This window comes from Flavivirga algicola (assembly GCF_012910715.1).
In the GTDB taxonomy this organism is placed as follows: Bacteria; Bacteroidota; Bacteroidia; order Flavobacteriales; family Flavobacteriaceae; genus Flavivirga; species Flavivirga algicola.
In genome coordinates this window covers 71,992-96,464 of the sequence record NZ_JABBHF010000008.1, presented here as the reverse complement: position 1 = coordinate 96,464, position 24,473 = coordinate 71,992, and the positions used below count along the sequence as shown (strand labels likewise).

Annotated in this window: 23 protein-coding genes; 4 read left to right on the top strand and 19 right to left on the bottom strand. The window is 33.1% G+C overall.

Annotation, left to right across the window (positions count from 1 at the left end):
• Nucleotides 1-4 precede the first annotated feature (4 nt).
• Both HHX25_RS14450 and HHX25_RS14445 read right to left on the bottom strand, forming a co-directional pair.
• Entirely contained in the window at nt 5-2,224 is a 2,220-nt protein-coding gene (locus tag HHX25_RS14450) for a xanthine dehydrogenase family protein molybdopterin-binding subunit (RefSeq protein ID WP_169674946.1), read from the bottom strand.
• A gap of 22 nt (nt 2,225-2,246) precedes the next feature.
• A complete protein-coding gene (locus HHX25_RS14445; protein ID WP_169674944.1) occupies nt 2,247-2,708 on the bottom strand; it encodes a (2Fe-2S)-binding protein in 462 nt (153 codons plus the stop codon).
• A 278-nt stretch (nt 2,709-2,986) separates the two neighbouring features.
• Here HHX25_RS14445 and HHX25_RS14440 point away from each other — a divergent pair, with 278 nt between their 5' ends.
• Nucleotides 2,987-4,126, top strand: coding sequence for a sodium:calcium antiporter (locus tag HHX25_RS14440; RefSeq protein ID WP_169674942.1), 1,140 nt, complete (start codon nt 2,987-2,989; stop codon nt 4,124-4,126).
• Nucleotides 4,127-4,298: 172 nt separating this feature from the next.
• On the opposite strand, the gene HHX25_RS14435 is transcribed toward HHX25_RS14440, so the two are convergent.
• The 4 genes from HHX25_RS14435 to HHX25_RS14420 all read right to left on the bottom strand — a co-directional run bounded on the left by HHX25_RS14435 (nt 4,299) and on the right by HHX25_RS14420 (nt 9,198).
• Nucleotides 4,299-6,236: a CASTOR/POLLUX-related putative ion channel gene (locus tag HHX25_RS14435; protein WP_169674940.1), complete on the bottom strand. Its 1,938-nt coding sequence runs from the start codon at nt 6,234-6,236 to the stop codon at nt 4,299-4,301.
• Nucleotides 6,237-6,285: 49 nt separating this feature from the next.
• A complete protein-coding gene (locus HHX25_RS14430; protein WP_169674937.1) occupies nt 6,286-6,912 on the bottom strand; it encodes a tellurite resistance TerB family protein in 627 nt (208 codons plus the stop codon).
• A gap of 117 nt (nt 6,913-7,029) precedes the next feature.
• Entirely contained in the window at nt 7,030-8,217 is a 1,188-nt protein-coding gene (kbl, locus tag HHX25_RS14425; RefSeq protein WP_169674936.1) for a glycine C-acetyltransferase, read from the bottom strand.
• Between the two features lie 30 nt (nt 8,218-8,247).
• The gene (locus HHX25_RS14420; RefSeq protein ID WP_169674934.1) at nt 8,248-9,198 is read right to left on the bottom strand and encodes an NAD-dependent epimerase/dehydratase family protein; all 951 of its coding nucleotides are present in this window, start codon (nt 9,196-9,198) and stop codon (nt 8,248-8,250) included.
• A gap of 164 nt (nt 9,199-9,362) precedes the next feature.
• Between HHX25_RS14420 and HHX25_RS14415 the strand changes: the two genes are divergently transcribed.
• The gene (locus tag HHX25_RS14415) at nt 9,363-9,824 is read left to right on the top strand and encodes an Lrp/AsnC family transcriptional regulator (protein ID WP_169674932.1); all 462 of its coding nucleotides are present in this window, start codon (nt 9,363-9,365) and stop codon (nt 9,822-9,824) included.
• Nucleotides 9,825-10,002: 178 nt separating this feature from the next.
• Here the strand turns inward: HHX25_RS14415 and HHX25_RS14410 are convergent, their stop codons facing one another.
• From HHX25_RS14410 to pabB, 13 genes are all read right to left on the bottom strand, one after another.
• A complete protein-coding gene (locus tag HHX25_RS14410) occupies nt 10,003-10,557 on the bottom strand; it encodes a hypothetical protein (protein WP_169674930.1) in 555 nt (184 codons plus the stop codon).
• 200 nt (nt 10,558-10,757) lie between these two features.
• Nucleotides 10,758-11,630 (bottom strand): SDR family oxidoreductase, encoded by an 873-nt coding sequence (locus HHX25_RS14405; RefSeq protein WP_169674928.1) that lies wholly within the window; start codon nt 11,628-11,630, stop codon nt 10,758-10,760.
• Between the two features lie 8 nt (nt 11,631-11,638).
• Nucleotides 11,639-12,025: a DUF6326 family protein gene (locus tag HHX25_RS14400; RefSeq protein WP_169674926.1), complete on the bottom strand. Its 387-nt coding sequence runs from the start codon at nt 12,023-12,025 to the stop codon at nt 11,639-11,641.
• Nucleotides 12,026-12,125: 100 nt separating this feature from the next.
• Nucleotides 12,126-12,701 carry a Crp/Fnr family transcriptional regulator gene (locus HHX25_RS14395; protein ID WP_169674924.1) on the bottom strand — a complete coding sequence of 192 codons (576 nt, stop codon included), beginning with the start codon at nt 12,699-12,701 and terminating at the stop codon, nt 12,126-12,128.
• A 203-nt stretch (nt 12,702-12,904) separates the two neighbouring features.
• A complete protein-coding gene (locus tag HHX25_RS14390; protein WP_169674922.1) occupies nt 12,905-13,492 on the bottom strand; it encodes an SMI1/KNR4 family protein in 588 nt (195 codons plus the stop codon).
• A 276-nt stretch (nt 13,493-13,768) separates the two neighbouring features.
• On the bottom strand, nt 13,769-14,371 hold the full coding sequence (locus HHX25_RS14385; RefSeq protein WP_169674920.1) for a hypothetical protein: 603 nt from the start codon (nt 14,369-14,371) through the stop codon (nt 13,769-13,771).
• Nucleotides 14,372-14,954: 583 nt separating this feature from the next.
• The gene (locus tag HHX25_RS14380; RefSeq protein WP_169674918.1) at nt 14,955-15,161 is read right to left on the bottom strand and encodes a DDE-type integrase/transposase/recombinase; all 207 of its coding nucleotides are present in this window, start codon (nt 15,159-15,161) and stop codon (nt 14,955-14,957) included.
• A gap of 35 nt (nt 15,162-15,196) precedes the next feature.
• On the bottom strand, nt 15,197-15,769 hold the full coding sequence (locus tag HHX25_RS14375; protein ID WP_169674916.1) for a hypothetical protein: 573 nt from the start codon (nt 15,767-15,769) through the stop codon (nt 15,197-15,199).
• A gap of 155 nt (nt 15,770-15,924) precedes the next feature.
• Nucleotides 15,925-16,887, bottom strand: a complete 963-nt coding sequence (locus tag HHX25_RS14370) for a YheT family hydrolase (protein WP_169674913.1) — start codon at nt 16,885-16,887, stop codon at nt 15,925-15,927.
• A 40-nt stretch (nt 16,888-16,927) separates the two neighbouring features.
• A complete protein-coding gene (gene ade / locus HHX25_RS14365) occupies nt 16,928-18,547 on the bottom strand; it encodes an adenine deaminase (protein ID WP_169674911.1) in 1,620 nt (539 codons plus the stop codon).
• The gene (gene tilS / locus HHX25_RS14360) at nt 18,531-19,856 is read right to left on the bottom strand and encodes a tRNA lysidine(34) synthetase TilS (RefSeq protein WP_169675213.1); all 1,326 of its coding nucleotides are present in this window, start codon (nt 19,854-19,856) and stop codon (nt 18,531-18,533) included. Before tilS ends, ade begins: the two co-directional genes overlap by 17 nt.
• Before the next feature lie 3 nt (nt 19,857-19,859).
• A complete protein-coding gene (locus tag HHX25_RS14355; RefSeq protein WP_169674909.1) occupies nt 19,860-20,498 on the bottom strand; it encodes a hypothetical protein in 639 nt (212 codons plus the stop codon).
• Between the two features lie 260 nt (nt 20,499-20,758).
• On the bottom strand, nt 20,759-22,060 hold the full coding sequence (gene pabB, locus HHX25_RS14350; protein ID WP_169674907.1) for an aminodeoxychorismate synthase component I: 1,302 nt from the start codon (nt 22,058-22,060) through the stop codon (nt 20,759-20,761).
• 94 nt (nt 22,061-22,154) lie between these two features.
• On the opposite strand from pabB, the gene HHX25_RS14345 reads away from it, so the two are divergent.
• Nucleotides 22,155-23,042 carry an aldose 1-epimerase family protein gene (locus HHX25_RS14345; RefSeq protein WP_169674905.1) on the top strand — a complete coding sequence of 296 codons (888 nt, stop codon included), beginning with the start codon at nt 22,155-22,157 and terminating at the stop codon, nt 23,040-23,042.
• Nucleotides 23,043-23,079: 37 nt separating this feature from the next.
• Complete coding sequence (locus tag HHX25_RS14340) at nt 23,080-24,432, top strand: DEAD/DEAH box helicase (RefSeq protein ID WP_169674903.1); 1,353 nt, start codon at nt 23,080-23,082, stop codon at nt 24,430-24,432.
• The last annotated feature ends 41 nt before the right edge of the window (nt 24,433-24,473 follow it).

Genomic DNA, 24,473 nt, shown 5'->3' with positions numbered 1-24,473 from the left:
AAAACTACCCTACCACTTTTTCTAAATCCATATTATTTATATACGGCTGTTTGGTTAGCCTTTTTCCTGTAGCTTTATAAATAGCATTAGCAACTGCAGCGCCTACTGGTGGCAATGTCGGCTCTCCCAAACCAGTTGGAGCAATATCGTTTTCAACAAAATGAACATCTATCTCTGGCGGCGTCTGCCCCATTCTTATTAATTGAAAGCTATTGAAATTATTAGATTGAGGCACTCCATTATTAAATGTTAACTCACCATACATACTATGACCTATACCATCTATTATACCACCTCTTACTTGATTTAACGCGCCTAATGGATTAACTACGATACCACAATCTACGGCACAGGTTACCTTTTTAATTACTGGGTTTCCATTCTCCATAGTAATATCTGCTACTTCTGCAACATGTGTGTTATGACAATAGTAAACCGAAAACCCTTGATAAACATCAGGGCCTGTTTTTCCCCAATTAGATTTATCGACTACTAGCTTTATGACACCCTGTAAACGCTCTGGACTATATTCTATATTAGGTTCTGGATTACTTTTTACATTTTCCAATAAATCCAGATGCATTTGTACACGATCAACTTCCAACAATTCAGCTAATTCATCAAAAAAACTTTGTTCAGCACTTGCTAAAAAGTTAGTATATGGTGCTCTCCAAGCTCCCGTAGTAATATTACTTTTATAATTTGCAGTATCTACCTGATAATTCTCTAATGCCGCTGCAGGAAAGAAATTTGGGATTAATCCATACATATTAATATTAACGGCAGCTTCTTTTAAATGGTAGCCTGTCAATTTTCCATCTTTAATTGAGGCTGCTATTTTATATTTGATTGCTGGTCTGTAAATACCTGTAGTCATGTCATCTTCTCTTGTTGATACCATTTTCACAGGTTTCTTGATCTTGTTTGCGATTTCGGCTGTTTCATATATAAAATCGCCATACAATCGCCTACCAAAACCGCCACCTATTCTTGTCATTTCTATATGGATATCTTCGAGTTTTCTGTCTAACATGTCCGATACAACTTTAGCAGCATCCTCGGGAGATTGAATTGGACCAACCAAATGAACTTTTTCTGGAGTTATATTGGCGAAGAAGTTCATAGGCTCCATACAATTATGGGGCAAAAATGGCGACTCATATACACGCTCCAAGATTTTATCTGCGTTTGCAAAAGCCTTTTTAACATTGCCATCTTTTCGTCTTGTATCAAACTTTTCACCATTTAATAAATCCAATAATATTTTATCATGAGATTCTGTACTTTCTAGCTCAGAATCATTTTTCCATACAGCTTTAATCGCTTTTTTTCCTTTTATGGCATCCCAAGTGGTTTTAGCAATCACGACTACTTTATCACTTTTACTTAATTGTGCTGTCCAGTTTTTCTTTTCGCCTTCTAAATGTATTCTAGCTTTCTCTCCAATTACAATCACATCTATAACTCCCGAAAGTGCACGTGCCGCAGTATCATCAAAAGATTCTAGTATTTGTCCGAAAGCTGGAGGTCTTAAAACTGAAGCGTATACCATGCCTTCCTCCTTATAATCTAAACCAAACAATGGCTTTCCTGTAATAATCTTATCAATATCTACATTGCTCGTATTTTTACCAACAATCGTAAAATCCTTAGGGTCTTTTAATGTAACCTCTCCTGGAACGTCCAACAGTGCTGCTTCTTTTACAACATCCCCATAGCCAAGTGTTTCACCTTTAGGATTGGTAATGATACCCTGAGATGCTTTACATTCTGAAGGTGAAATACCCCATTTCGCAGCAGCTGCGTTAACCAGCATTTGTTTGGCGGTAGCACCCGTTTGTCGTAAAGGTTCCCACCCAAGTCTTATAGATTGGCTCCCTCCAGCCAACTGTCGTGTGTAGTTTTCTGTATCAAGAACAGCTTGTTGCACATAAACATCTTCCCAAGGCACGTCTAATTCTTCTGCAATAAGCATAGGCATCGATGTTTTCACGCCTTGACCAATTTCTGGATTAGGCGAAAATATAGTGACTTTCCCTTCATCGGAAATTTTTATAAAGGCGTTGAAATCGTTAAAATTCAACTGACTAATATCTACTGGTGGTTTTACATCGGACTTACAAGCAGTAAACAAGTTAAAACTAATAAGCATTCCCCCACTCGCTAATGCTGAAGTTTTCAAGAATGACCTTCTGCTAAATGTTTGTTGTTTTGAAAGATTCATTTTTTTACTTATTTATTGAGATTTAACTTATTTTATCTGCCGCGACTTTTACGGCCTTTTCAATACTGTTGTATGATGCACAGCGACATATATTTCCGTGCATGGCATCTCTTATTTCCGAATTGGTTGGATTCGAATTCTGATTCAAAAATGCTGAAGCTGTCATAATTTGTCCCGATTGGCAATAACCACATTGCGGAACATCAATTTCTTTCCATGCTTGTTGGACAGGGTGATTTCCGTCTTCTGAAAGCCCTTCAATGGTCGTAATACTCATATCTTCCGCCTGTGAAACCGGGAGTAGACAACTCCTCATAGCGTTGCCATCAACATGTACTGTGCAGGCTCCACACTGACCAATTCCACAACCATATTTGGTTCCTACCAAATCTATGTGATCTCTTAAAACCCACAACAAAGGGGTATCTGCATCTGCTTCTACAGTATGTTTTTTATTGTTAATTTTTAAATTAAAGGTTGCCATATATGAAGTATTAATATTAAACTGAATGTATTCTTTCTAAAAATACAAAAATATAAAAGCTAGCATGAATTATCATTATTGTTTTAACATTGTTTTAAGACATTCTAAAATTTAACTATATAAAGACAATTGTTAAACCTATTAGTTATCAATGCAATAAGTTTTTAAAAATACAAATACATCCGTTTTGTTTTTGAAATTTGTATAAATATAATATCATCTTTTGAGCTTATTTTCTTCATTTAAATTTTTAGATTTGCCAAATACAACAACTACTTATGGCTATAATTTCTTCCCTGGGACTTATTTTAATTACTTGTATTATAATTTGGAGAGCTTGTGATGGCTTTGAAATGGCATCAAACTACCTTGGTAGAAATATGAAAGAAGGTATTAAAGGAGCTACGATCAATGCTATAGGAAGTAGCTTACCCGAATTGTTTACTACACTTTTCTTCTTGTTCGTGTTAAAAGATAAAGATGGATTTTCTGGTGGTATTGGTACGACAGCAGGTAGCGCTGTTTTTAATGCCATGATTATTCCTGCTGTTGTTATTTTAGTCGTTATAGGCAAAGGTATTTCTTCTAAAATTGAAATCTCCAGAAAAGTAATATTACGTGATGGTATAGCACTTATTCTTGCTGAATTGGCACTCATTTTTGTAATTACAGGCTCTTCTTTAAATTGGATTCACGGACTTATTCTAATGGTATTATATTTTATTTATGTAGCTTATATGTTAATAAGTCAAGGTCCTGGTGAGATAGAAAACGATTATGAAGCTGAAGCCGATGGCGGCAATAGGGTTGTTGCATTATTTAAAGGGGATTTATCGACTGTAATTTTGGGCGACTCTAAAATCAATAAAGCAAAGGCCTTTGGTTTATTAGTACTTTCTGTTTTTTTTATTGGTATCGCTTGCTTTTGGCTCGTTGAAGCTTGTGAGCAATTTGGGACTGCTGTCGGTATGCCTATTTACTTTGTTTCTGTAGTCCTGGCCTCTGCTGCTACTAGTGTACCAGATACTATCATCTCTTACAAAGATGCTATGAAGGGTAATTATGATGATGCTGTCGCTAATGCTTTAGGAAGTAATATCTTTGATGTTTGCTTTGCACTTGGTCTTCCATTATTTTTATTTACGCTTATTTATGGACCTATTGAAATGAGTAGCGAAACGATTGAAAATATTGGTCAATTACGCGTGCTACTCCTAATTTCAACTATAATCGTCTTCTTTATATTTGTTTTTGCAAAAAATGGCATCAAGAAACTTCATGCCAGATTGTTATTATTTTTATATCTCTTATTTGTTGCGTACTCTATTGGAAAAGGTGTTCATTACGATATTACTGTTATTAATGAAATATCGAGTTTATTATCTACCATATCGCATTGGTTTGCTTCTGGTTTTTAATCTTACAACTAATCGATTTTGAAACTAGTTAAACCTAAAAATGATTCTTTTTATATATAAATTATACTATTATTCCTGAGAAGGCAGGAATCATTTGAATTGAAACGGGATGTTATAAAGTGAATTCCTCCTTTCGCAGGAATGACAAATAATCATATTAATTTTCAAGGTCCTAAAGTTCATCCTCACTTAAAACAATCAAGAAATCATTTTCTGTAAGCTCTACAGCCATACCTTTGTCTGGGTTAAGCCTTATACCAAAATTATCGTCTAAAGATTTACTTAAGTCTCCTTTTCTAATTCCCAAACAAATTTCATCACGTTGATGGGCGCAGAAAATAGCATCTGCAAAGGTTATGTTTTGCGGGAACGTATCGAAGTACAAAGTGGCTGGTTTTACATATATTTCGCTGCCATCTTCAGAGAAAATATCATCGTAAAAACTCTTCATTAATGACTCTTCGCTTAATTGTGCTAAAATCATGGTGATTAGCTTGTTACTAATAATAAAATCATCGACATTGGTTTGCGTTATGATTTCTTGATTTTCAGAGTTTAACACCTGCGTAATGATATGCAATCCATTGCCATTGCTCACTACTTTTCTTAAAAGCAGAAGAATGATAAGTGTATCGGAATCTATTTTATCTGCAGACTGCTCTTCCATACTCTGCGATAAAATAACAACGGTATCGTAACTTTCTGGGTTTATTGCCTGCAACTTATCTAAATCTAACGGATTAGAATCATGAAGGTTGATATTAAAACCTTCATATTCCGCATTGATATCTTTTATAATACCTTGTAATTCTTCAGTTGGCGCATCAAACATAATATCGAAATCTGAGCCTTCTAATAAATAGTCCGTGGCTTCTTCTATAAAGACTTCTGCAACCTTATGCCATCCTAAAATAAGAATGCGTTTCTTTTTCTGTTCTAGACGTTTGTCAATAATTTTTTTAGTGGTATCTGGGAAAAAGTGTTGTTTGCCTTCAAAGGCAATTGTAGAATCATCTTCTGCCAAAATAACTACGGTATCACCATTTTTAAGTACTGTATCGGCTGGTGGGCGTAATACTAATCCATCTGCTTCAGAATAAACGCCTAAAGGAATACCATCTTTCATATGATAGCTCAATTCATAGAAATTGGTATGATTCCAATCGTCTTCATAAAAATAAATCTCACAACCATCAAATGATAAGATTTCCTTATAAACTGTATCTAATCCACTCGTTAAAGATGTTTGGATAAGCAGTTTCCCCATAATATCCCAACTATCTATTGCAATGATATTTTTATCTTCAAAAAAGCTGATAATATCCCGTTTCTCTTTAGTAAAAATTTCGGCAATTATTGGCAGTTCATTTTTACCGTCTTGACATGCCGTAATTGCTAATATGGATTTAACCGATTGAACATCACTTGCCACTTTTTTATCTACAGTAGCACTCTCTGAACAGTTTGCCAGAATAATTATGGAACGTGCAGATTCTAAATTGACACGTTTCAATTCATTAATGTTGGCATAATCACCTTGCGTCGTAATAACTTCGGTCGTTAAGGTATCTGGAAGACGTTTTGTAATAAGATTATCCATAATCTCTTTATCTTCTCTGGATAAGATAACAACTGAGGCTTTGGGCTCACTTTCATTCGCTAAAATAAGCTCCCTAATAACATCGACCACGCGCTCATTCCAACCTAAAATAATGGTATGATTACTTTCTATAACCTTGCCCCTACCTTTCCTAAAATCGTAAAGCATGGTGTCTAATGCCGTTGTGATAAAACCAATAAGCATAGACAATAAAATAACTCCTGTTAAACCAGAAAGAATCGTTAAAATCTTGAGATACGTTGGTGCATCATTATCCTGGTTCATATTCCCAGGATCTGTCATTTCCAGAAACGTCACCCATATATCTCTAAACATATTGCCTGTATAATCCAAGCTAGGAAATAGGTTTATAAGTAACAGTCGTAACCCTGTAAGAACAACAAAAACAACGATAAATAAAATTAAAAGACTTTTAAATATAGATGCGCCTCCTTTACTTAAAAAACGTTCAGCGCGATAGTTTAAACGTTCTCTGAAAGAATTTTTCATAAGAGTAGGTGATGGTGGTTGGTTTTTAGATTTTTATCTCGAGGAAGATTTAATTCATTTGTTCCACAAATTCGGCCATAATACCTTTAATATGTGCAGAAGACATTTCCATGATAACCCCCATTTCAAGAATCATTTTTCTTTCAGATTCATCAAAATGTCCATCGGAATATGCTACATCCAAAGCACATTTAATTAAAAGCTCTTTACCATGTTCGTTTAAAGACGGCCCTACATTTTTTAAATAGGTTGAAATATCGCTGGAATCTGCCTGCACTTCTTTTATGTAATCATCTAATTGGAAAGAGGTCATATCATTATGTCCATATTTATTAATAATTTTTAGCACCATAACCTTTTCATTGTTATCAATCACACCATCTGCCAACATAATTTTAACCATGACATGACGTATGGCTTGTTCATACATAGCCATGAACGCCTCTCGATCGTCGGATGCTGTATTATTTATAACCTTTGTGATAAAAGTGCCTTTACAATGGTCGCATTCTACATATTCTCCTTTGTTACCTAAAGGAATAAGCGGAATAAAATATAAAGTAAAAAACTGGGTTACTTTTCTGTGCCTGTAGCCTCTATTGGCTTCACATTGCGGACAATTAAATGTTCCTGTTGCTTTGGTTGAACGCACGCCCCTAGTTCCGAAAATGATCATAATTAGTAGATTAGGTTAGATTAAAATTTTGTTTAAATATAGTAATCTTAACTTAAAAAACTAAAAATAGTTACTTAATCAATGAAGCAATCCAGAAACAAACCCAGGCCTAAGAAGCTAAATCACACAAAGTTCCTTACCTATTTTAGTGAAGGCCTGAATGGCTTTATCTAAATGATGACGTTCATGACCAGCCGATAGCTGAACACGTATTCTAGCTTTTCCTTTAGGTACTACTGGATAGAAAAAACCGATAACATAAATGCCTTCTTCCAATAGTTTTGAAGCAAATTCTTGTGCCAATGTGGCTTCATACAGCATAACTGGTACTATGGGATGATCTCCAGGGACGATGTCAAAACCTGCCGCAGTCATTTCTTTTCTAAAGTACTGGGTATTGGTTTCTAGTTTATCACGAAGCCGTGTAGACGTACTTAATATCTCCAAAACCCTGATAGAAGCTCCCACAATAGACGGTGCCACAGTATTTGAAAACAAATAAGGTCTGGAACGTTGTCTTAACAAGTCGACTATTTCCTTTCTAGCTGCTGTGAATCCACCAGAGGCACCTCCTAAAGCTTTACCATACGTTCCAGTTATAATATCTACACGCCCCATAACATTGCGATATTCATGTGTCCCACGACCTGTTTTTCCAATAAAGCCTGTAGAATGACATTCATCAATCATAACCAGGGCGTTATATTTATCGGCCAAATCGCAAATTTTATCAAGTTGCGCAATAGTTCCATCCATAGAAAAAGAACCATCTGTTACTATCAATTTTCTACGGGCTCCTTCTGCCTGAATTAATTGTGTTTCCAAGTCTCTCATGTCGTTATGGGCATATCTAAACCGCTTAGCTTTGCATAAACGAATCCCATCTATTATAGATGCATGGTTCAAAGCATCAGAAATAATAGCATCTTCTCCCCCTAAAATAGGCTCAAATACCCCACCATTAGCATCAAAGGCCGCTGCATATAAAATACAGTCTTCCATCCCCAAGAACGCAGCTGTTTTTTGTTCCAACTCTTTATGAATATCTTGTGTACCACAAATGAAACGTACTGAAGATAAACCATAACCATGAGAGTCAATAGCCTTTTTTCCAGCATCAATAACGTCTGGGTGAGATGACAATCCTAAATAGTTATTAGCACAAAAATTCAATACACCTGAGGATGCTGTTGTGCTTATTTCCGAGCCTTGAGGTGTCGTAATAATTCTTTCAGACTTATATAGCCCTGCAGCTTTAATCTCTTTTAGTTCATTTTGTAGATCATTCTTTATGTTAGAGTACATAACCTTATTTATTTTGATATTTTTTTCAGTTCAAAGTGTCATTTCATATTGGTCTTTCAACTCACGAATCATTGTTTCTGTGATGGACCATAAATTGTATTTAGGCTTCCAATCCCAATCCATTCTTGCCTCGGAGTCGTCTATAGACCTTGGCCATTCTTTAGCAATATCTTGCCTAAAATCAGGTTTATAATCAATTTTAAAATCAGGATAAAGCTCACGAATTTCCGATGCAATTTCTCTTGGAGAAAGACTTATACCTGCTATATTATATGATGTCCTCACTTTAATGTTTTTAATTGGCGCTTCCATAATCTCTATAGTGGCCCTAACGGCATCATCAATAAAAATCATAGGCAAAGCCGTATCTTCTTTTAAAAAACAAGTAAATGTTTTATTTAAAACTGCCTTGTGATAAATATCTACAGCATAATCTGTTGTACCACCACCAGGTAATGACTGATATCCTATAATCCCTGGATAACGAACGGACCTAACATCTAAACCGTATTTAACATGGTAATATTGCGCCCAATTTTCACCGTCTACCTTGCTCATACCATACACCGTGGTTGGATCTAAATAAGCATTATTAGGTGTATGATCTCTTGGGGCGCCTTTTCCAAAAACCGCTATTGAGCTTGGATAGAACACTTTTTCCAGATTATACATTCTAGCAACCTCAAGAACATTTAGCCAGGTCTTTACATTAATATCCCACGTTCTTAATGGGGTCTCTTCTCCTTTAGCTGATAAAATTGCCGCTAAATGATATATTTCTGTGACTCCATACTGTATAACAACTTCTTTAATTCGATCAATCTCCGTAGCATCTACAACTTCAAATATACCATCTGAAGCTTCATCCTTTTTTAAATCTGAAGCAATAACGTTTTCCTTTCCATACCTATCTTGCAAGACTCTAGTAAGTACTTTGCCTACCTGACCATTGGCACCTATTATTAAAACCATCGTATTCATATCCAAAAGCATTATTTACTATCAAATTTAAATATTACAGCTTTTAAAATAAAATATTAAAATAAATTAAGCAATAAAAGCTTAATTTAAAACAAAAAACAGCTATATTTACTATACACATAGCAAATAATCACTTTTTGCAATAATTTTTATTTAACATATTTATGGAGAATTTAGACCAAACGGATATTACGATACTTAGGATTTTACAAAATGACTCTAAAAAAACAGCAAAAGAGATTGCTAAAATTTTAAATTTAACTCCTTCACCTGTTTACGAACGCATACGCAGACTTGAAAACCAAGGCTTTATAAAAAAATATGTCGCCATACTTGATAAAAAATTGATTGAACGGTCTGTAACTACCATATGCCAAGTGTCTATGCGCTACCATAGCGAAGCATTTATCGAAAAGTTTGAAGAACAGATTCAAAATTTAGACGAAGTTCAGGAATGTTATCATATGGCTGGTCAAGTAGACTTCATCTTAAAAATAAATACCAAAGGACTGGAAGATTACCACAATTTCGTGAAATATAAACTTTCAAAAATTGAAAATATTGGGGTGCTAAACAGTACTTTTGTTTTAAAGGATATCAAAAATTCTTCAGAGTTTTATATCTAATAACAAATTTGGAGACGTATACTGTATCATTATTTGTTGTGTTTTTCTTTTTTAAAACATTAAGTCCCACTGGATATTCAACTCGGTTTTTAAATTCTAAAGATTGATTTTACGCAACAGAATGTGATTCTTATTTATTAGATTTTTCTTGTAAACACTATTAATTTACAGTCTAATGCTAAAAATGCCAACCTATCTTTAAGGATATTTCGGGGGTGAATAGTTGGGTTTCAAAGGTACTTCCATCAACAATTACATCTTTATCTCCAGCTATTCTTAAATGTCCTGCCAACCACGGATTCAAATAAAAATTTTTGTAAAATTTCCATACATATCCACCTCCAATGGTAAATACCGTATTATTGTATTCTGAAGTATTTAGCTTGGCATCGGTTTGTATCTTACTGTCCCAATACTCCAAGCCTGTCCCTATCCACCAACCTTCAAGGTCAGATTTAAAAAAGTAATCTACAATTGCCGCATACGCCTTAATTTCATTGTTTGTAAAACCATCCTTTATGATAAAGTCTGGTGTTTCTACTTTTGCAATTACCGCTCGATATCTAAAATGATTGTGACCAACCCAAACCGAACCATAATACCCACCAGTTATATATGGTAATGCATCTAGTTCAAAACCTACACTGATGTCTTTTACTGATTGATTATCTGCTTGCCCATAGGAGAAACTAAAAAACAGTATGAAGCAGATAAATAAGAATATTGCTTTCATGGTATGAATATTTTGAAAGCAACTTACTATAAAGAATTTGTTTATAAAATGATTTTTATCATATAAACAACTATAAAACAACTATTTAAAGCAAAAAAAACAATGATGTTTTACGCTGGTTTGGAACTATAAGTAAAAGTCATGAATCGCAGAAAAGTCCGTGAGGATTTTCAGAAGTAGATGAGAACAAGCGGTTACTTTTACATTGTTGTAGGGTGTTCTATTATTTCTTGAACCAAACTTTCGCTAATATCCCAAAGTTTTTTAGCCACCTCATTATTTGTTGCCCAAGGTTTAGGTTGTTTCTCTTTACAATGTCTAAAATTTTTACCTGAGATTCTTTCAACTTCTTGTGATGAACACATGTAGATGGATGTTTTGGCTCCTTTTTCCGGTGTTTGTAGGAACAGCTTCATAATTGGTGAAATTATTTTGCCAAACAAACCATTTTGAGAACCTAAATTAGTACCGACTTCTCCTGGGTCAACAGAGTTTACAGTTATATTACTATTTTTCAAAATTCTTGCTAATTCATATGTAAAAAGAATATTTGCTAATTTTGAATGACTATAGACTTTCAATGACTTAAAACCGTTTTCAAAACTTAAATCATCAAAATTAATTTCTTTTACAAGCATATGTGCTCCAGATGCAACATTTACAATTCGTGCAGGACTACCAGATTTTATTCGCTCAAGTAATAAATTGGTTAATAAAAAGTGGGAAAGGTGGTTGACGGCAAACATTTCTTCATATCCATCTATAGTAAGTTTTCTAGTTGTATTATAAACACCTGCGTTATTTAAAAGGATGTGCAAAGGTTTGTTATAATTTAAGAATGTTTGAGCTATTTTCTTAACGTCCATTAATGACGATAAGTTTCCAATGATTAAATAAACATTTTGGTTTTCTGTTTCTGATTTAATCTCTTGTACAATTTTTTTCCCTTTTTGAGCATTACGACCCACTAAATATAATTCTGCTCCCATTTTTGCCAGTGCTTTTGCTGAAGCTAATCCAATTCCACTAGTAGCCCCTGTAATAAGTGCTGTTTTGTTTCTTAAATTTTCCATACTAGGCTTTACTTGTTAGTATTAGAAGTTGTTTTATAATACTTAAAAGCAAAAACCGTAATTGCTATGAGCCCTACAGTAGTCATAATTAGAAAAAAGCCATCATCCAAATCATTGGGCGGATTCATAAAGAGTATAAGGATAGACAGGTTAGCTGCACAAACATTTAGCCACTTGTTAGATTTATAGGGTAGCAATTGAGAAAGTACAATCATTAAGATAGGAAGCTCAAGTAAAATTCCCCCAATTAGCATAAGTTCCTCAGTGATTGTGTTGCCGTTCACTATACCATTTTGCATTTCTTTAAGCAAACCAGGTCTGAATAGGTCGTGAATATCTTTAATGATTATATTCATTAATACATACACCCATAAGAAAGAGAGTTTTGTTCTCATATAAAACATATTTTTAATGAGCTACAAAAATATTCTTCTCATAATCGCAATGCATTCACCTCGGTTAACTTCTGAGGTTATAATGAAAAAAATCTAGTATTTATTTTTGGCGTGTAAGTCGCTTACGTATTCTACTTAAAGATTGGGGTTTAATTCCTAGGTAACTTGCCAAATGGTATTGAGGCACTCTTTTAAATAAATGAGGTTTAGACTTTCTTAACTCTAAATAATGTTCTTCTGGCGATAGGTTTCTAAATTTATTTGCTGAAATTAACTGATTCGTGGTAAAATCATCACTAATTTTTCTGTAAATCGGAATAAATTGAGGGTGTTTTTTTAAAAAACGCTCTGTACGTTCAGTTCTCCCTATCGAAAACAAACAATCCTCAAGACATTCGATATAATATTTAGAAGGTTGTTTTTTAATATAGCTAACAGGGACAATTGGGTCGTTTTCTAAAAAAAAATCTGTGTTTTTTTCTTCTCCATCAATTAAAAAATAGCTACGCACACATCCTTTTAAAACAAGGTAGCTTTCCTTAGCATAATCACCCTCTTTTAATAAAATGGCTCCTTTTTTATAATTTTTAATTAAACAGTTCTCTTCGATAATTCTAATTTCCTCCTTGTTAAGAGAAACATATTGAGAAAAATATTTTATTAAAAGTTCACTCATAGTTTTTTTGCTCTACCAACCACTTAACGACCTATTAGCTATAGCAGATGATAAGCGATACATTTAGGAATGGTACTAAGCCAAATATAAATATTTTGCTTTTATTTTTTTTGTTGAAAATGCCAAATTTAATATTTGGCGACTTTGTAAATAAACAAGGTTTTTTGATTGAACTTCAAGGCCCTATGTTTTCTTATTCATTGTTAGCTGCTGACTATTTGTTTCTTTTCCCTCCATTCATAAAGTCCTTCATAAATTCCTTTATTTAAGAATACGCATAAAAATTCAGTAAGAGAGTTTGTTAAGTACACAATATTTTCTGCTTTGTTGTAGATTCTATAATTTTCAATATCGTTTGGATTAATTTCAACAGTCCACATATCAGAATATATCATATACTCAGTAAAGTGAAATGAATTGTCATTTATGCAATAGTCATCTTTTCCGTTATCTATAATTTCATTTAAAGGTATAAGTCTGAATAAATCTTCGTCAGTTTCAAATCCATTACTAAACTTGTATATAGTCTTAAAATCCTTAGGTAATTTTATTTCTTTACTTGCTTCGAAAAGGTCAATTTCATCATCCGTCGCTGGTCTATTTAATTCAATACCACAAAATGATTCATTATCTTTAATCAAATTCAATACATCAATAAGTTCCATCGTTGAGTTAAATTCTATTTTGTCTATCAAATATTTTGTGCCTTCAAAATGTACTGACTCCGATTCTTTACTTATATGAACTTCCTTTGTGTTTGTTTTTGGTCTTAAAAAATTGAAAAGTTTCATATCATTTTTTACTTAAGGTATTGTAGGTACCATTATTCGTTAAGGGACATAGTTTACACAAGTTAAAGATTAAACTTTACACTAAATTAGTTTCTAACCTTATATTTGATTCTTTATTTCTTAACTCCCTTTCATTAAAGAAACCTAAAAAATACTTTCCAAATACTATTGCCAAGATCTTCTCCCCTTACGTATTTTCCTTTTAAAGCTATAGTTAAACACACCCAATAATAAGACTTCCATCTAATAGCTCCATTTTGAGTTACTTTAAGTACTTTATCTTTTTAATATTGCCATTTCACTTCTTGACTTTAATTTTTTAGTCACAGAAATAATTATTATTGATAAAATCATAATATATCCAATAACATTTTTAATTACTCCGAAGTTAGCTATAAACAGAACAATTCCAGTTATACTTCGACCACTACCAATAATTTCGTATTCAGCTCCATTTTCAATTTGAATCGCTAGATAAAGTGACCACAGAAATATTCCTGTCATAAACAATAATGCAAAGAATTGTGTTTTTCCGTAATTCAATATGCTCGGAAGTTTAGAAGAATAATTGAAATTAGGTAAATCAGCTTTTAAAAAGTCAAAAATTTCCTGTTTTACATTTTTATCTTTTACAATTAATTCATCTTCTGAATCGTTTCCATAAAATATTTTTATTTCATTCTTGCCGTTCTGGTTTTCAATCCTTTTTATATAAGAATAAGGAATGCTAAAAAGGTTTTCTAAAAATGATAAGTTTGAAGATTCAGAATTTAATTTATTTAATTCATCTTGTTTAGGATTCCCTTTATAAATTGTTTTATCTTTTATGTAAATCAGTTTGTTAGATTTAGAATCTTTTATCTTCCAAAATTTCTGCATTTCGTTTTTTAGTATTAATGGTAACGGTTGGACTATGATTTCGTTGCGGAAAAATCCGCAGGATTCTTTCCGCCATAGCCGAAAGATAGCTAATAGGTATTGAATTCCGATTAGGAATTCAACCGTAACGAATTATAGTCATTGTTGCCATTTCGTTGTTTTTATTCGGTTCGTTTTTTCATTCAGGGCTCAGTTTTTAATTTCTTTAACTTACTGAAAAAATCCGATTTAATTTATTTGCTTGTTTTGATTTTCGGTTTCCTTTACTCTTTTTATATATCCTGATTTTTTTCCAAGAAAAAAACCTAAAAGGAAGATTCCAACTGGAACTATTAGTACTAAAATTAATTGGATTGGTCCGATTGCTAAATACATATTTTTCTATTTGTTTTTGTGAATTTTTCCGATTTGAGTGCGTTGTCTCGTCCTAACATATGGCTACAGGTTAAAATTGAATTTAAGCAATTAATTTATATACCATATTAGGCGTTTTAAAGTTTAAAGATAAATGTAATCTTATTCCGTTGTATAAATTAATTGCATTTTTTGCAACTCTTTTTGCGTATGTCACTTCAGTAAAGGTTTAATCAAGATAAAATTCATCTTTAAGGATACCATTTACACGTTCTGCAAGAGCATTTCCATAGCAACGGTTTTCCTCTGTCATGCTAATATCGATTTTGTTTCTTTTTAATATTTGTGTGTACAGATTGCTGCAATACTGTATGTCCCTATCAAAATGGTAAACAAGAATTTTAATTCCTTTTGCTTGATATAGAGCCTTAAGCAACGATTACCTTTGTTGTGTCCTCGTTGTTTCTATTTTTACTTATCAATCAAATTAATTACCACAATTACCAATAAGATTACCAAAGTACTTAGAGTAATAAAATACCCTACTGCTTTAAAGTTTAATTTCATAATACGATTACATTTCCAAATTATTAAAAGCAATATTGAAAGTACAATCGTTGCTATTAGGTATTTATTTACATTCAACATTAAAGATATTCTCGCCTCATCTTGTTGACTAAACCCTCCTAATACAATTGAGAAAAAACGACTAAATACAGCAAAAAAAGTAACTGAGTAAGTATAAACTGATTTTTTGTGTTTGGTAATTAATAAAAATATTAGTGCTTGTAAAATTGTAAAGGCAGGCCCTCCAATACTTATATAAAGATTGTGCGCTTCCTTTATGAGAACCCCTGTCCTAGCGTTACTACTATTTAAACTCAACGTCATATCATTCCCTAATATTTCACCTACTACCCAATGTCCAAACTCGTGAAATAAGTAAGTAAAAAAAGCAATTGGTATAAATGACAAAGCAACTTTCCAATTAATTTGGCTTTCTTTTAAATCTTTGTTAATTCTACCAGTTAAGGTTTTAAGCATTATATCTTATTCCTTTTAATTTACAATAAGGCACAAAATTGAACATAACCGATTGGACATATTTCCCTTTTACCTACAAATCTAGAAGATTTTTGATAAACTTAACCACATTGCATTCGAGGAAGATCAATAAAAAAAGATTGGTTAAACTTAAATTAATAAATTTCTTTAATAAACTCTAAAGCGCGTTTTTCGTTATAGTAAACATTCTTTTTGTCTACAAACCCAACATGACCACCATATTGGGGCATTTCTAAATACAGATTGGAATTGTTTTTGGCTTCCTTTACTGGGTAGCATTCTGGAGATAAAAATGAATCGTTTAAAGCATTAATAATTAATGTTGGAACTTTTATGCTAGGGAGAAATTGCAAACAACTGCATTTTTCATAATAGTCTAAAGCATCATCAAAACCATGTGCTTTAGACGTGTAAATATTATCAAAGTCGAACAATGTTTTTATAGATTTTATTTCTTCTGTACTTAAATCGGCTTTAAAATTCTGCTGCTTGGTTTTTAAACGGCTTGTTAAATGTTTTAAAAATCGATCATGGTACAGTTTATTTTTAAAGGTATGCAAAGCTTGAGCCGAACCAAACAAATAACAAGGCACCGATGCTGTAATGGCTGCCTTTATTTGGTCTGGCACGCTGTCTCGTTCTCCTAAATATTTTAAAATCATATTAGCTCCTAAACTGATGCCTTTTAAATAAATTTCCGAATAGTTTTTTTCTGAAATAACATGAGCAATAACTGCTTCTAAATCTTCGGTAGCCCCAGAATGGTAACTACGAAATTTCAAATTATCTTCACCACTGCAACCTCTAAAATTCACACAAACTGCATCAATATTATTATTATTAAAAAGCTTCGCTGCCCCTGTCATATATGGGCGTTGTCCGTTCCCTTCCAATCCATGCAATAAAACAACAAGTTTCCTTGTTTTATTTTTCGAAAAACTCCAGTCCAGATCAATAAAATCGCCATCAAATAACGTCATGCGTTCACGTTCTTGTTCTATATAATTAACACGCCTAACTAAACCAGAATATACCGTTGAAATGAATCCATTTTTAAAAAAGAAAGCTGGTTTATACTTTGACTCTATTACTGGCATATGCTGAGTGTTCTGAATATAAAATTTGGCATTAAAAAAATTAAACTTCTAGAGAAGTAAATTTAAAATCGGTTCCGTTAAACAACCCTTTATCGCTTAGTTTCAACGAAGGAATCACCAATAAAGCCATAAATGACAAGGTCATATAAGGAGCGTAAAAACTACTCCCCATTTCTTTCGCCATCGCATCTAATTCGGCATATTGCTTTCCAATGGTTTCACCATCTTGATCGCTCATTATACCTGCTACTGGCAGTGACACGATTCTTTCTTCGAGATTTGAAATCGCACAAATACCGCCTTTGTGTTTTATAAGCAGGTTAACAGCTTTACAAATAGCTTCATCACTAACGCCAACGACAATAATATTGTGGGAATCGTGACCAACAGAAGATGCAATAGCGCCTTCTTTTAATCCAAAATTCTTAATAAAGGCAATGGCTGGTTTTTGATTTTGATATCTGTTAACAACTGCCATTTTTAGAATATCATTTTCAGTATTAGAAATCAGGTTACCATTTAAAACTGAAGCGCTGGCGATACGTTCATTTGTCACTAATTGCCCTTCTAAAGCTTCTATAACACGAATTTTTTTTGATGTTGATTCAAACCTAAAGTCCGCTATTTCTTTTGTATTGCAATTGAAATTATTTAGGTTTTCAAAAGCAATGGGGCGTATTAAAGATGTTCCTTTATCGAAAACCAATTCGCCATTTATATAGGTTTGAACCGTTTTAAAATTGATGAGATCTTCTACAACAATAAAATCTGCAAAATCATTTTCTTTCAACAAACCAACATCTAAGTTATAATGCTTTACTGGATTAATACATGCGGCTTGCAATACTTTAAAAATATCAATGCCTTTTGCTATAGCTCTGGCACATAAATTATTAATATGATGTAAAAGTAGGTCGTCAGGATGTTTATCATCACTACAAAACATCATATTTTCAAAATGTTCTGGAAGCAAATCTATTAAAGCATCAAAATTTTTGGCAGCACTTCCCTCTCTAATCAGGATTTTCATACCCTTTTCAAGCTTTTCTAAAGCTTCTTCATAGGTAAAGCATTCATGATCTGTTGAAATGCCAGCTTGAATATATTTGGTAACGTCATCACCTCTTAAGCCAGGGGCATGACCATCAATAGGTTTGTTATAATGTTTTGCCCAAGCTATCTTTTTCATGACTTCATCATCATCAAACAATACGCCTGGATAATTCATCATTTCCGCTAAATACTTGATATCTGGGTTTTCTAACAACACTTTAATACCATCTGAATCTATAACGGCTCCTGCAGACTCAAAGATCGTTGCTGGTACACAGGATGGTGCTCCAAAATTGAATTTGAAAGGTACACGCTTTCCATTGGCTATCATAAACTCAACACCTTCAACACCTAATACATTGGCTATTTCGTGAGGGTCTGAAACCGTGGCAACCATGCCATGTTTAACTGCCAACCTAGCAAACTCGCTAGGTACCAACATAGAGCTTTCTATATGTATATGGGCGTCAACAAAACCAGGAAGTATATAATGATTTATATTATGTTCTTTTTCTTGAATAGAAACAACCTTTCCATCCTTAAAAGAGATTTCTCCTTTAAAAATGCGTTTATTTTGAATATCGACTATGTTACCTTGTAGTTTCAAATTTTAATTCAATTTTTAGAATCTCTTCTGTTTGTTCATTGATCTTAAAACGATTATCTGCACGTTTACCTATTATCCAAACAATATCTTCGCCAGAACATAATAATCTAACTTGTTCTTTATCCAATAAGGAAAGTTTTTCGTCTTTAAAATACTTGCTCAATTTCTTTTTACCAGTCATTCCTAATGGATAAAACAGATCGCCATCCTCCCATTTTCTAATGGTTAGTGGATATGTTAACAATGCCTTATCTACATAAATGGTATTGTTATTTTTTTCTAAAATAGCATCAGTTTCATCAAAAAATAACAGTCCCAAATCCATTTCTGTTTGTCTATCTGCTTCAAAAACCGTAATCACTTTTCTTTCTGTTTTTGAATCAATCCTGCTTAACAAGAGATGCTCTCTATCTTTTATTAAACGATGTGTTGCAGACAGCACCTGCTTTCCAGATTGTGCATCCAACAAATTAAGAATGTCATGCCATTCTGTAAACCCATACGCCTTAAATATCTCGAATAAATAAGCTTTGGGGTTGTTTAATTTTTTAAATTCTGAAATCTTAAATACTACTTGATGCTTATCAATCGTTTCAATAGCACTATTTAACACTGACTCTACACGTTCTTCAACAATATCTGAAGTGTCGTTTAAATTTTTAAGCGTATTCTGAAAATTTTGAAGTAGTTGCGGATTAATTTCTTTTAAAACAGGAATAACATCATGCCTAAGTTTATTTCTTAAATATTTGGTTGACGCATTGCTGCTATCATCTCGCCATTTAAGACGATGCTCCTTTGCATATATTTCAATAGCGTCCCTAGAAAATGGTAGCAGCGGCCTTACAATGTTATTATTTATTTCTGGAATGCCTTTTAAACCATCCAAACCTGTGCCTCGGGATAAATTAATCAAAAAAGTTTCCAAGTTATCATCTGCATGGTGGGCTGTTAAAATATAATCGAATTTCAATTGTTCAGCCAAGTCTTCAAACCAATTATAACGAAGCTCTCGTGCTGCCATTTGAGTTGATAGCTTATTTGTTTCAGAATACCTTTGGGTATCAAAACTTTCAATAAATATTTCTAAGTCTAAATTTTCTGCTAATTGTAATACAAAATCTTCATCAGTATCACTTTCATTGCCTCTTAAGTTAAAATTACAATGTGCTAAAGCTATATCTAAATTAAATTGATGGCACAAATATGTTAGAACGACACTATCTATACCTCCTGAAATGGCAATAAGAAGTCTGCTTTCATTTAAGAAAGGTAGATTTTGATCGATATGTTTTTTAAAGTCGGTGATGTTTTAAATTTTGAGTTCATCAAACATAGTGTATAATGCCTCTTTATCCTCTTGGTTTGTATAAGACATAATGAACGACACAGCAAACCCATTTTTTAAGGTCACAAAGTAATCTTGATGAATATCAAATCCGTTATAACTATTTTTCACACTCATGAATACGAAATCCTGAGAGCCTATACGTACTTTGTCTTTCTCTTCTATATACTCAATATCCATTCCTGATTGACGTATCAATTCTTTGGCCTGGATTATATATTTTTTAGGTGTGTCTACATTTGGAAAGCTTCTCAAATTTTCTGCATTAATCAATATTGAAGGATTGAAATCAATTGTAGTTCCTGGTTGAGATCTAAAGACGCTAAGCAACTTAGCAATATTAACCATGGATGCATCTAATGTTTTTTTCAAAGACTCATTATCTCCAGAAACTAAGTCATTACCAGTCTTATAAATTTGATCTGCTTCATCGGTATTTAACATATACCAGTCTGGGTCTACGGGTAACCTGAATTTAAAAAAAGTGTTATCGTAAACACCATCTTTTACCGAACCATAATCGAAAGATAATGGAACATTTACATTTTTTTTACAACCAGAAACCAATAAAACGACTATTAAAACACTTACAAATTTTCTCATAATACAAACTTACAATTTTAAACTTTCAATGATATCTTTTCCTTGGTACAGTTCTAACGTTTATCTTTTTTAACCTCTTAAGACGCTAAGACGCAAAAAAGATTAGTTGGTTACTACTTCTTAACACTGTTTACTACATCAAATACTGCTTACAAAGTACATTCTATCTCTTTATGAAATCTCACTAAAGCGTAAAGACTCCAGGGAGATACAGATACAACTAACTAAAAACTGTTTCTCGAACGCCACCACCCCACTTATTAGCTCTCCAATACTGTTCGCATAGCTTTAGCTTTAACCAAACATTCTTCATATTCTTTTAAAGGATCACTCTTTGCTGTAATAGCACCACCTACAGAATAGGATACATATTCTTTAGTTTCGTTGTAAAGAATACTTCTAATAACGACATTGAAATCGAAATCTCCTGTAGGAGAAAAATACCCTACAGATCCAGAATATAATCCGCGTTTTGTTTCTTCTAAATCTTCAATAATACGCATCGCCGAAATTTTAGGCGCCCCAGTCATGCTTCCCATCGGAAATGTACTCTTAATAATATCTACCGGGTGTGTACTTTCCTCTATGGTCGAAACAACTGTAGAAATCATCTGGTGTACTTGATCGAATGTATATACCTTGGTCAACTCTTCTACTTTAACACTGCCTTTAACAGCGGTTTTGGATAAATCGTTACGTACCAAATCGACAATCATGATATTCTCACTGCGTTCTTTGGTATCTTGAGACAATGCCATTTTTAGAACCTCATCTTCCAAGCTATTATCCGAACGTTTTGCTGTTCCCTTAATAGGTTGGGAAATAACCGTTTTTCCTTCTTTTTTTAAATAGCGTTCTGGAGATGCAGACAACAAATACTTATCGCCAAACTTTAGAAAAGTAGCAAAAGGCGGTTTAGAAATCCTGTTAAGTTTTAAATAGGTTTCTATCGGATTAATTTTAGTGTTTTCCGCATAAAACTCCTGACAAAAATTAGCCTCATATATATCGCCACGATGAATATGCGCCAGCATTTTATTCACTTTTTCAAAATATTCGTCTTTATGTATGCGAAGTTTTATTTTGATATCGTTTGAGACCCTTCGACTTCGCTCAGGGTGGCATACCTTACCACTTTGGATATCGCTTAAATCATTTTCAAGTTCATCATCTACACAATTTAAATACTTAATTTCAACCTGATCATCTTTGAATAAAAATAGTTTTTTAGGCTGAAAAAAGTACAGATCGGGAAACTGTAAGCTATCAAAATTACTAGATTTTAAATCTTCTACATCATTTTTTAAGTCATACGTTAAATATCCAAAAATCCAATCCTGTACATTGGTTTGATATTCCTTAAGCATGTCAAAACTACCATTAAAATTCGTTTGAATACTTGTAAACGCATCTACTGCCAATACAGCATCATATTTCGAATGTTTTTGTTCGTAGTCATTAGAATCTAACCAAACAACGTCATCAAATTGCTGACTCCAAATCAGTAATTGATTTTTAAATTGGTTAGGATTATCTAAACTGTGAATTTGTGTTGTCCTCAATAATAAAATTTAATGTGTAAAGTTAGTTAGAATCCTTAAAAAATTATAAGTTTTGTAGCCTAAACAATTTGATTACCCTAAATATTACTCTTTTATGTTCACTTTGGAAAACGATAAATTAAAAATAGCCATTAAAAATACTGGAGCCGAATTATGCAAAATCACTTCAGTTAAAAATAACATTAACTTTATGTGGGATGCCAATCCAAAGGTTTGGGGAAGCTTTGCTCCTAACCTATTTCCTGTAATTGGTGCTCTAAAAGACAATATCTATTATTATAACAATCAAAAATATACATTACCCAAACATGGTTTTATAAGAAATAATGAGCAAATAGTATTGCAAGATAAAAGCCAGGATGCCTTGACCTTTAAATTAAGTTATGATGAAGACTCTTTAAAAATATACCCTTTTAAATTTGAGTTTCTTATTACCTATCAACTCATAGACAATAAAATTAACATCATACATACTATTAAAAACCATGGTGATGATATCATGTATTTTTCCTTAGGCGGGCATCCAGCTTTTAAATGTCCTGTGTTTGAAAATGAAGACTATGATAATTACACTTTGGAATTTGAACATCCCGAAAATGCTATAACCCATTTAATAAATATGGAAAATGGCCTTATTTCAAATAAGACGAAGCCTGTATTTAACAACTCCCATAGTTTAGCATTAAGTCATGATTTGTTTAATGAAGATGCCCTAATTTTTAAAGATCTGAAATCTAAAAAAGTAACTTTAAAAAGCAAATCACACGGGGCTGTACTTAGTGTTAGTTACAAAGATTTTCCTTATTTAGGTATTTGGGCAAAACCTAATGGTAATTATGTTTGTATTGAGCCCTGGCTCGGTATTGCAGATAACGAAACTACCAACCAAAACCTAAAGGAAAAAGAAAGTATTTTAACATTAATGTCACATCAAACATTTAAAGCATCTTATAGCATTGAAATACACAATAGCCATTTATAAATATTAAGCTTAACTTTGCCAGCTAAATAGTTTTATTTTGAGTTTTGAAGATTTAAATTTAAACACCCCACTTTATAATGCTTTAGAGGACTTGGGGTTTACAATACCAACGCCTATACAAGCCCAAGCATTTAATGTGGTGAGCTCTGGTAAGGATATGGTAGGAATTGCACAGACTGGAACGGGTAAAACGTTTGCCTATATGCTACCTATTCTTAAAAACTTAAAATATTCTACTCAAGAAAATCCGCGTGTTTTAATTTTAGTGCCCACGCGAGAACTGGTTGTACAGGTTGTTGATGAAATCGAAAAGCTTTCAAAATACATTAACAATCGGGTATTAGGAGTTTATGGCGGTACCAATATCAATACTCAAAAACAAGCTGTAGCTCAAGGTATAGATATTCTAGTAGCCACTCCTGGAAGGCTATACGATTTGGCTTTAAGTAGGGTCTTGCAACTTAAATCCATCCAAAAATTGGTTATTGATGAAGTAGATGTCATGCTCGATTTAGGGTTTAGGCACCAATTGATCAATATTTTTGATATACTGCCCGAACGGAGACAAAATATCATGTTTTCGGCTACCATGACCCAAGATGTCGATATGTTGATTAGTGATTTTTTTAAAAGTCCTGAACGTGTTTCTATTGCAGTTTCGGGAACACCTCTTGAAAATATCTTGCAGACACGTTATAATGTTCCTAATTTTTATACTAAAGTCAATTTATTAACATATTTGCTAAATGATACCGAAACGTTTAATAGGGTTTTAGTATTTGTCGCTTATAAACGTATGGCAGATCGTTTGTTTGAAAAGCTGGATGACATATTTCATGATGAACTATGTGTAATACACTCTAATAAGACCCAGAACTACAGACTGCGAAGTATTGAACAATTTCGAAATGGCGAAAACCGTATTTTAATTGCCACCGATGTGATGGCACGTGGTTTGGATATTGATAACGTCTCACATGTTATCAATTTTGATACCCCTCTATATCCTGAAAACTATATGCATCGTATAGGTAGAACTGGACGTGCTGAACGCGAAGGAAAATCGATTGCTTTTTCCACGGAGGCCGAACAAGAGGCTATGGAAGGTATTGAGGCTTTGATGAACATGAAAATACCTTTATTAGAAATGCCTACAGTTGTTGAAGTTTCAACAGAATTAATTGAAGAGGAACGCCCTCAAATAAAGGAACGCAACAATCCAATCAAGCGAAAAAGCGAAGATGTCGCTGGATCAGCTTTTCATGAAAAGAAAGCCAAAAACCAAAAGGAAAATCTTGGAGGTTCCTACAAATTTAAAATTGCCAAAAAGTACAAAAAGCCTAAAACCAGGGGTGATAAGAACTATAATAAGCGGAATAAGAGGAAATAATTTGTTGTTATGTATAAAGTATAAGTGAACAGTCTTCGGTG

Excerpts from the sequence above, each read along its gene's own strand:
- kbl (WP_169674936.1), bottom strand. The coding sequence starts at position 8,217 with ATGTACTCTAACATAAAGAATGATCTACAAAATGAACTAAAAGAGATT.
- HHX25_RS14440 (WP_169674942.1), top strand. The coding sequence starts at position 2,987 with ATGGCTATAATTTCTTCCCTGGGACTTATTTTAATTACTTGTATTATA.
- HHX25_RS14355 (WP_169674909.1), bottom strand. The coding sequence starts at position 20,498 with ATGAGAAAATTTGTAAGTGTTTTAATAGTCGTTTTATTGGTTTCTGGT.
- HHX25_RS14375 (WP_169674916.1), bottom strand. The coding sequence starts at position 15,769 with ATGCTTAAAACCTTAACTGGTAGAATTAACAAAGATTTAAAAGAAAGC.
- HHX25_RS14410 (WP_169674930.1), bottom strand. The coding sequence starts at position 10,557 with ATGAAAGCAATATTCTTATTTATCTGCTTCATACTGTTTTTTAGTTTC.
- HHX25_RS14385 (WP_169674920.1), bottom strand. The coding sequence starts at position 14,371 with ATGCAGAAATTTTGGAAGATAAAAGATTCTAAATCTAACAAACTGATT.
- HHX25_RS14370 (WP_169674913.1), bottom strand. The coding sequence starts at position 16,887 with ATGCCAGTAATAGAGTCAAAGTATAAACCAGCTTTCTTTTTTAAAAAT.
- HHX25_RS14445 (WP_169674944.1), bottom strand. The coding sequence starts at position 2,708 with ATGGCAACCTTTAATTTAAAAATTAACAATAAAAAACATACTGTAGAA.
- HHX25_RS14415 (WP_169674932.1), top strand. The coding sequence starts at position 9,363 with ATGGAGAATTTAGACCAAACGGATATTACGATACTTAGGATTTTACAA.
- HHX25_RS14420 (WP_169674934.1), bottom strand. The coding sequence starts at position 9,198 with ATGAATACGATGGTTTTAATAATAGGTGCCAATGGTCAGGTAGGCAAA.
- HHX25_RS14395 (WP_169674924.1), bottom strand. The coding sequence starts at position 12,701 with ATGAGTGAACTTTTAATAAAATATTTTTCTCAATATGTTTCTCTTAAC.
- HHX25_RS14405 (WP_169674928.1), bottom strand. The coding sequence starts at position 11,630 with ATGGAAAATTTAAGAAACAAAACAGCACTTATTACAGGGGCTACTAGT.
- HHX25_RS14390 (WP_169674922.1), bottom strand. The coding sequence starts at position 13,492 with ATGAAACTTTTCAATTTTTTAAGACCAAAAACAAACACAAAGGAAGTT.
- HHX25_RS14450 (WP_169674946.1), bottom strand. The coding sequence starts at position 2,224 with ATGAATCTTTCAAAACAACAAACATTTAGCAGAAGGTCATTCTTGAAA.
- HHX25_RS14435 (WP_169674940.1), bottom strand. The coding sequence starts at position 6,236 with ATGAAAAATTCTTTCAGAGAACGTTTAAACTATCGCGCTGAACGTTTT.
- HHX25_RS14400 (WP_169674926.1), bottom strand. The coding sequence starts at position 12,025 with ATGAGAACAAAACTCTCTTTCTTATGGGTGTATGTATTAATGAATATA.
- HHX25_RS14430 (WP_169674937.1), bottom strand. The coding sequence starts at position 6,912 with ATGATCATTTTCGGAACTAGGGGCGTGCGTTCAACCAAAGCAACAGGA.
- HHX25_RS14345 (WP_169674905.1), top strand. The coding sequence starts at position 22,155 with ATGTTCACTTTGGAAAACGATAAATTAAAAATAGCCATTAAAAATACT.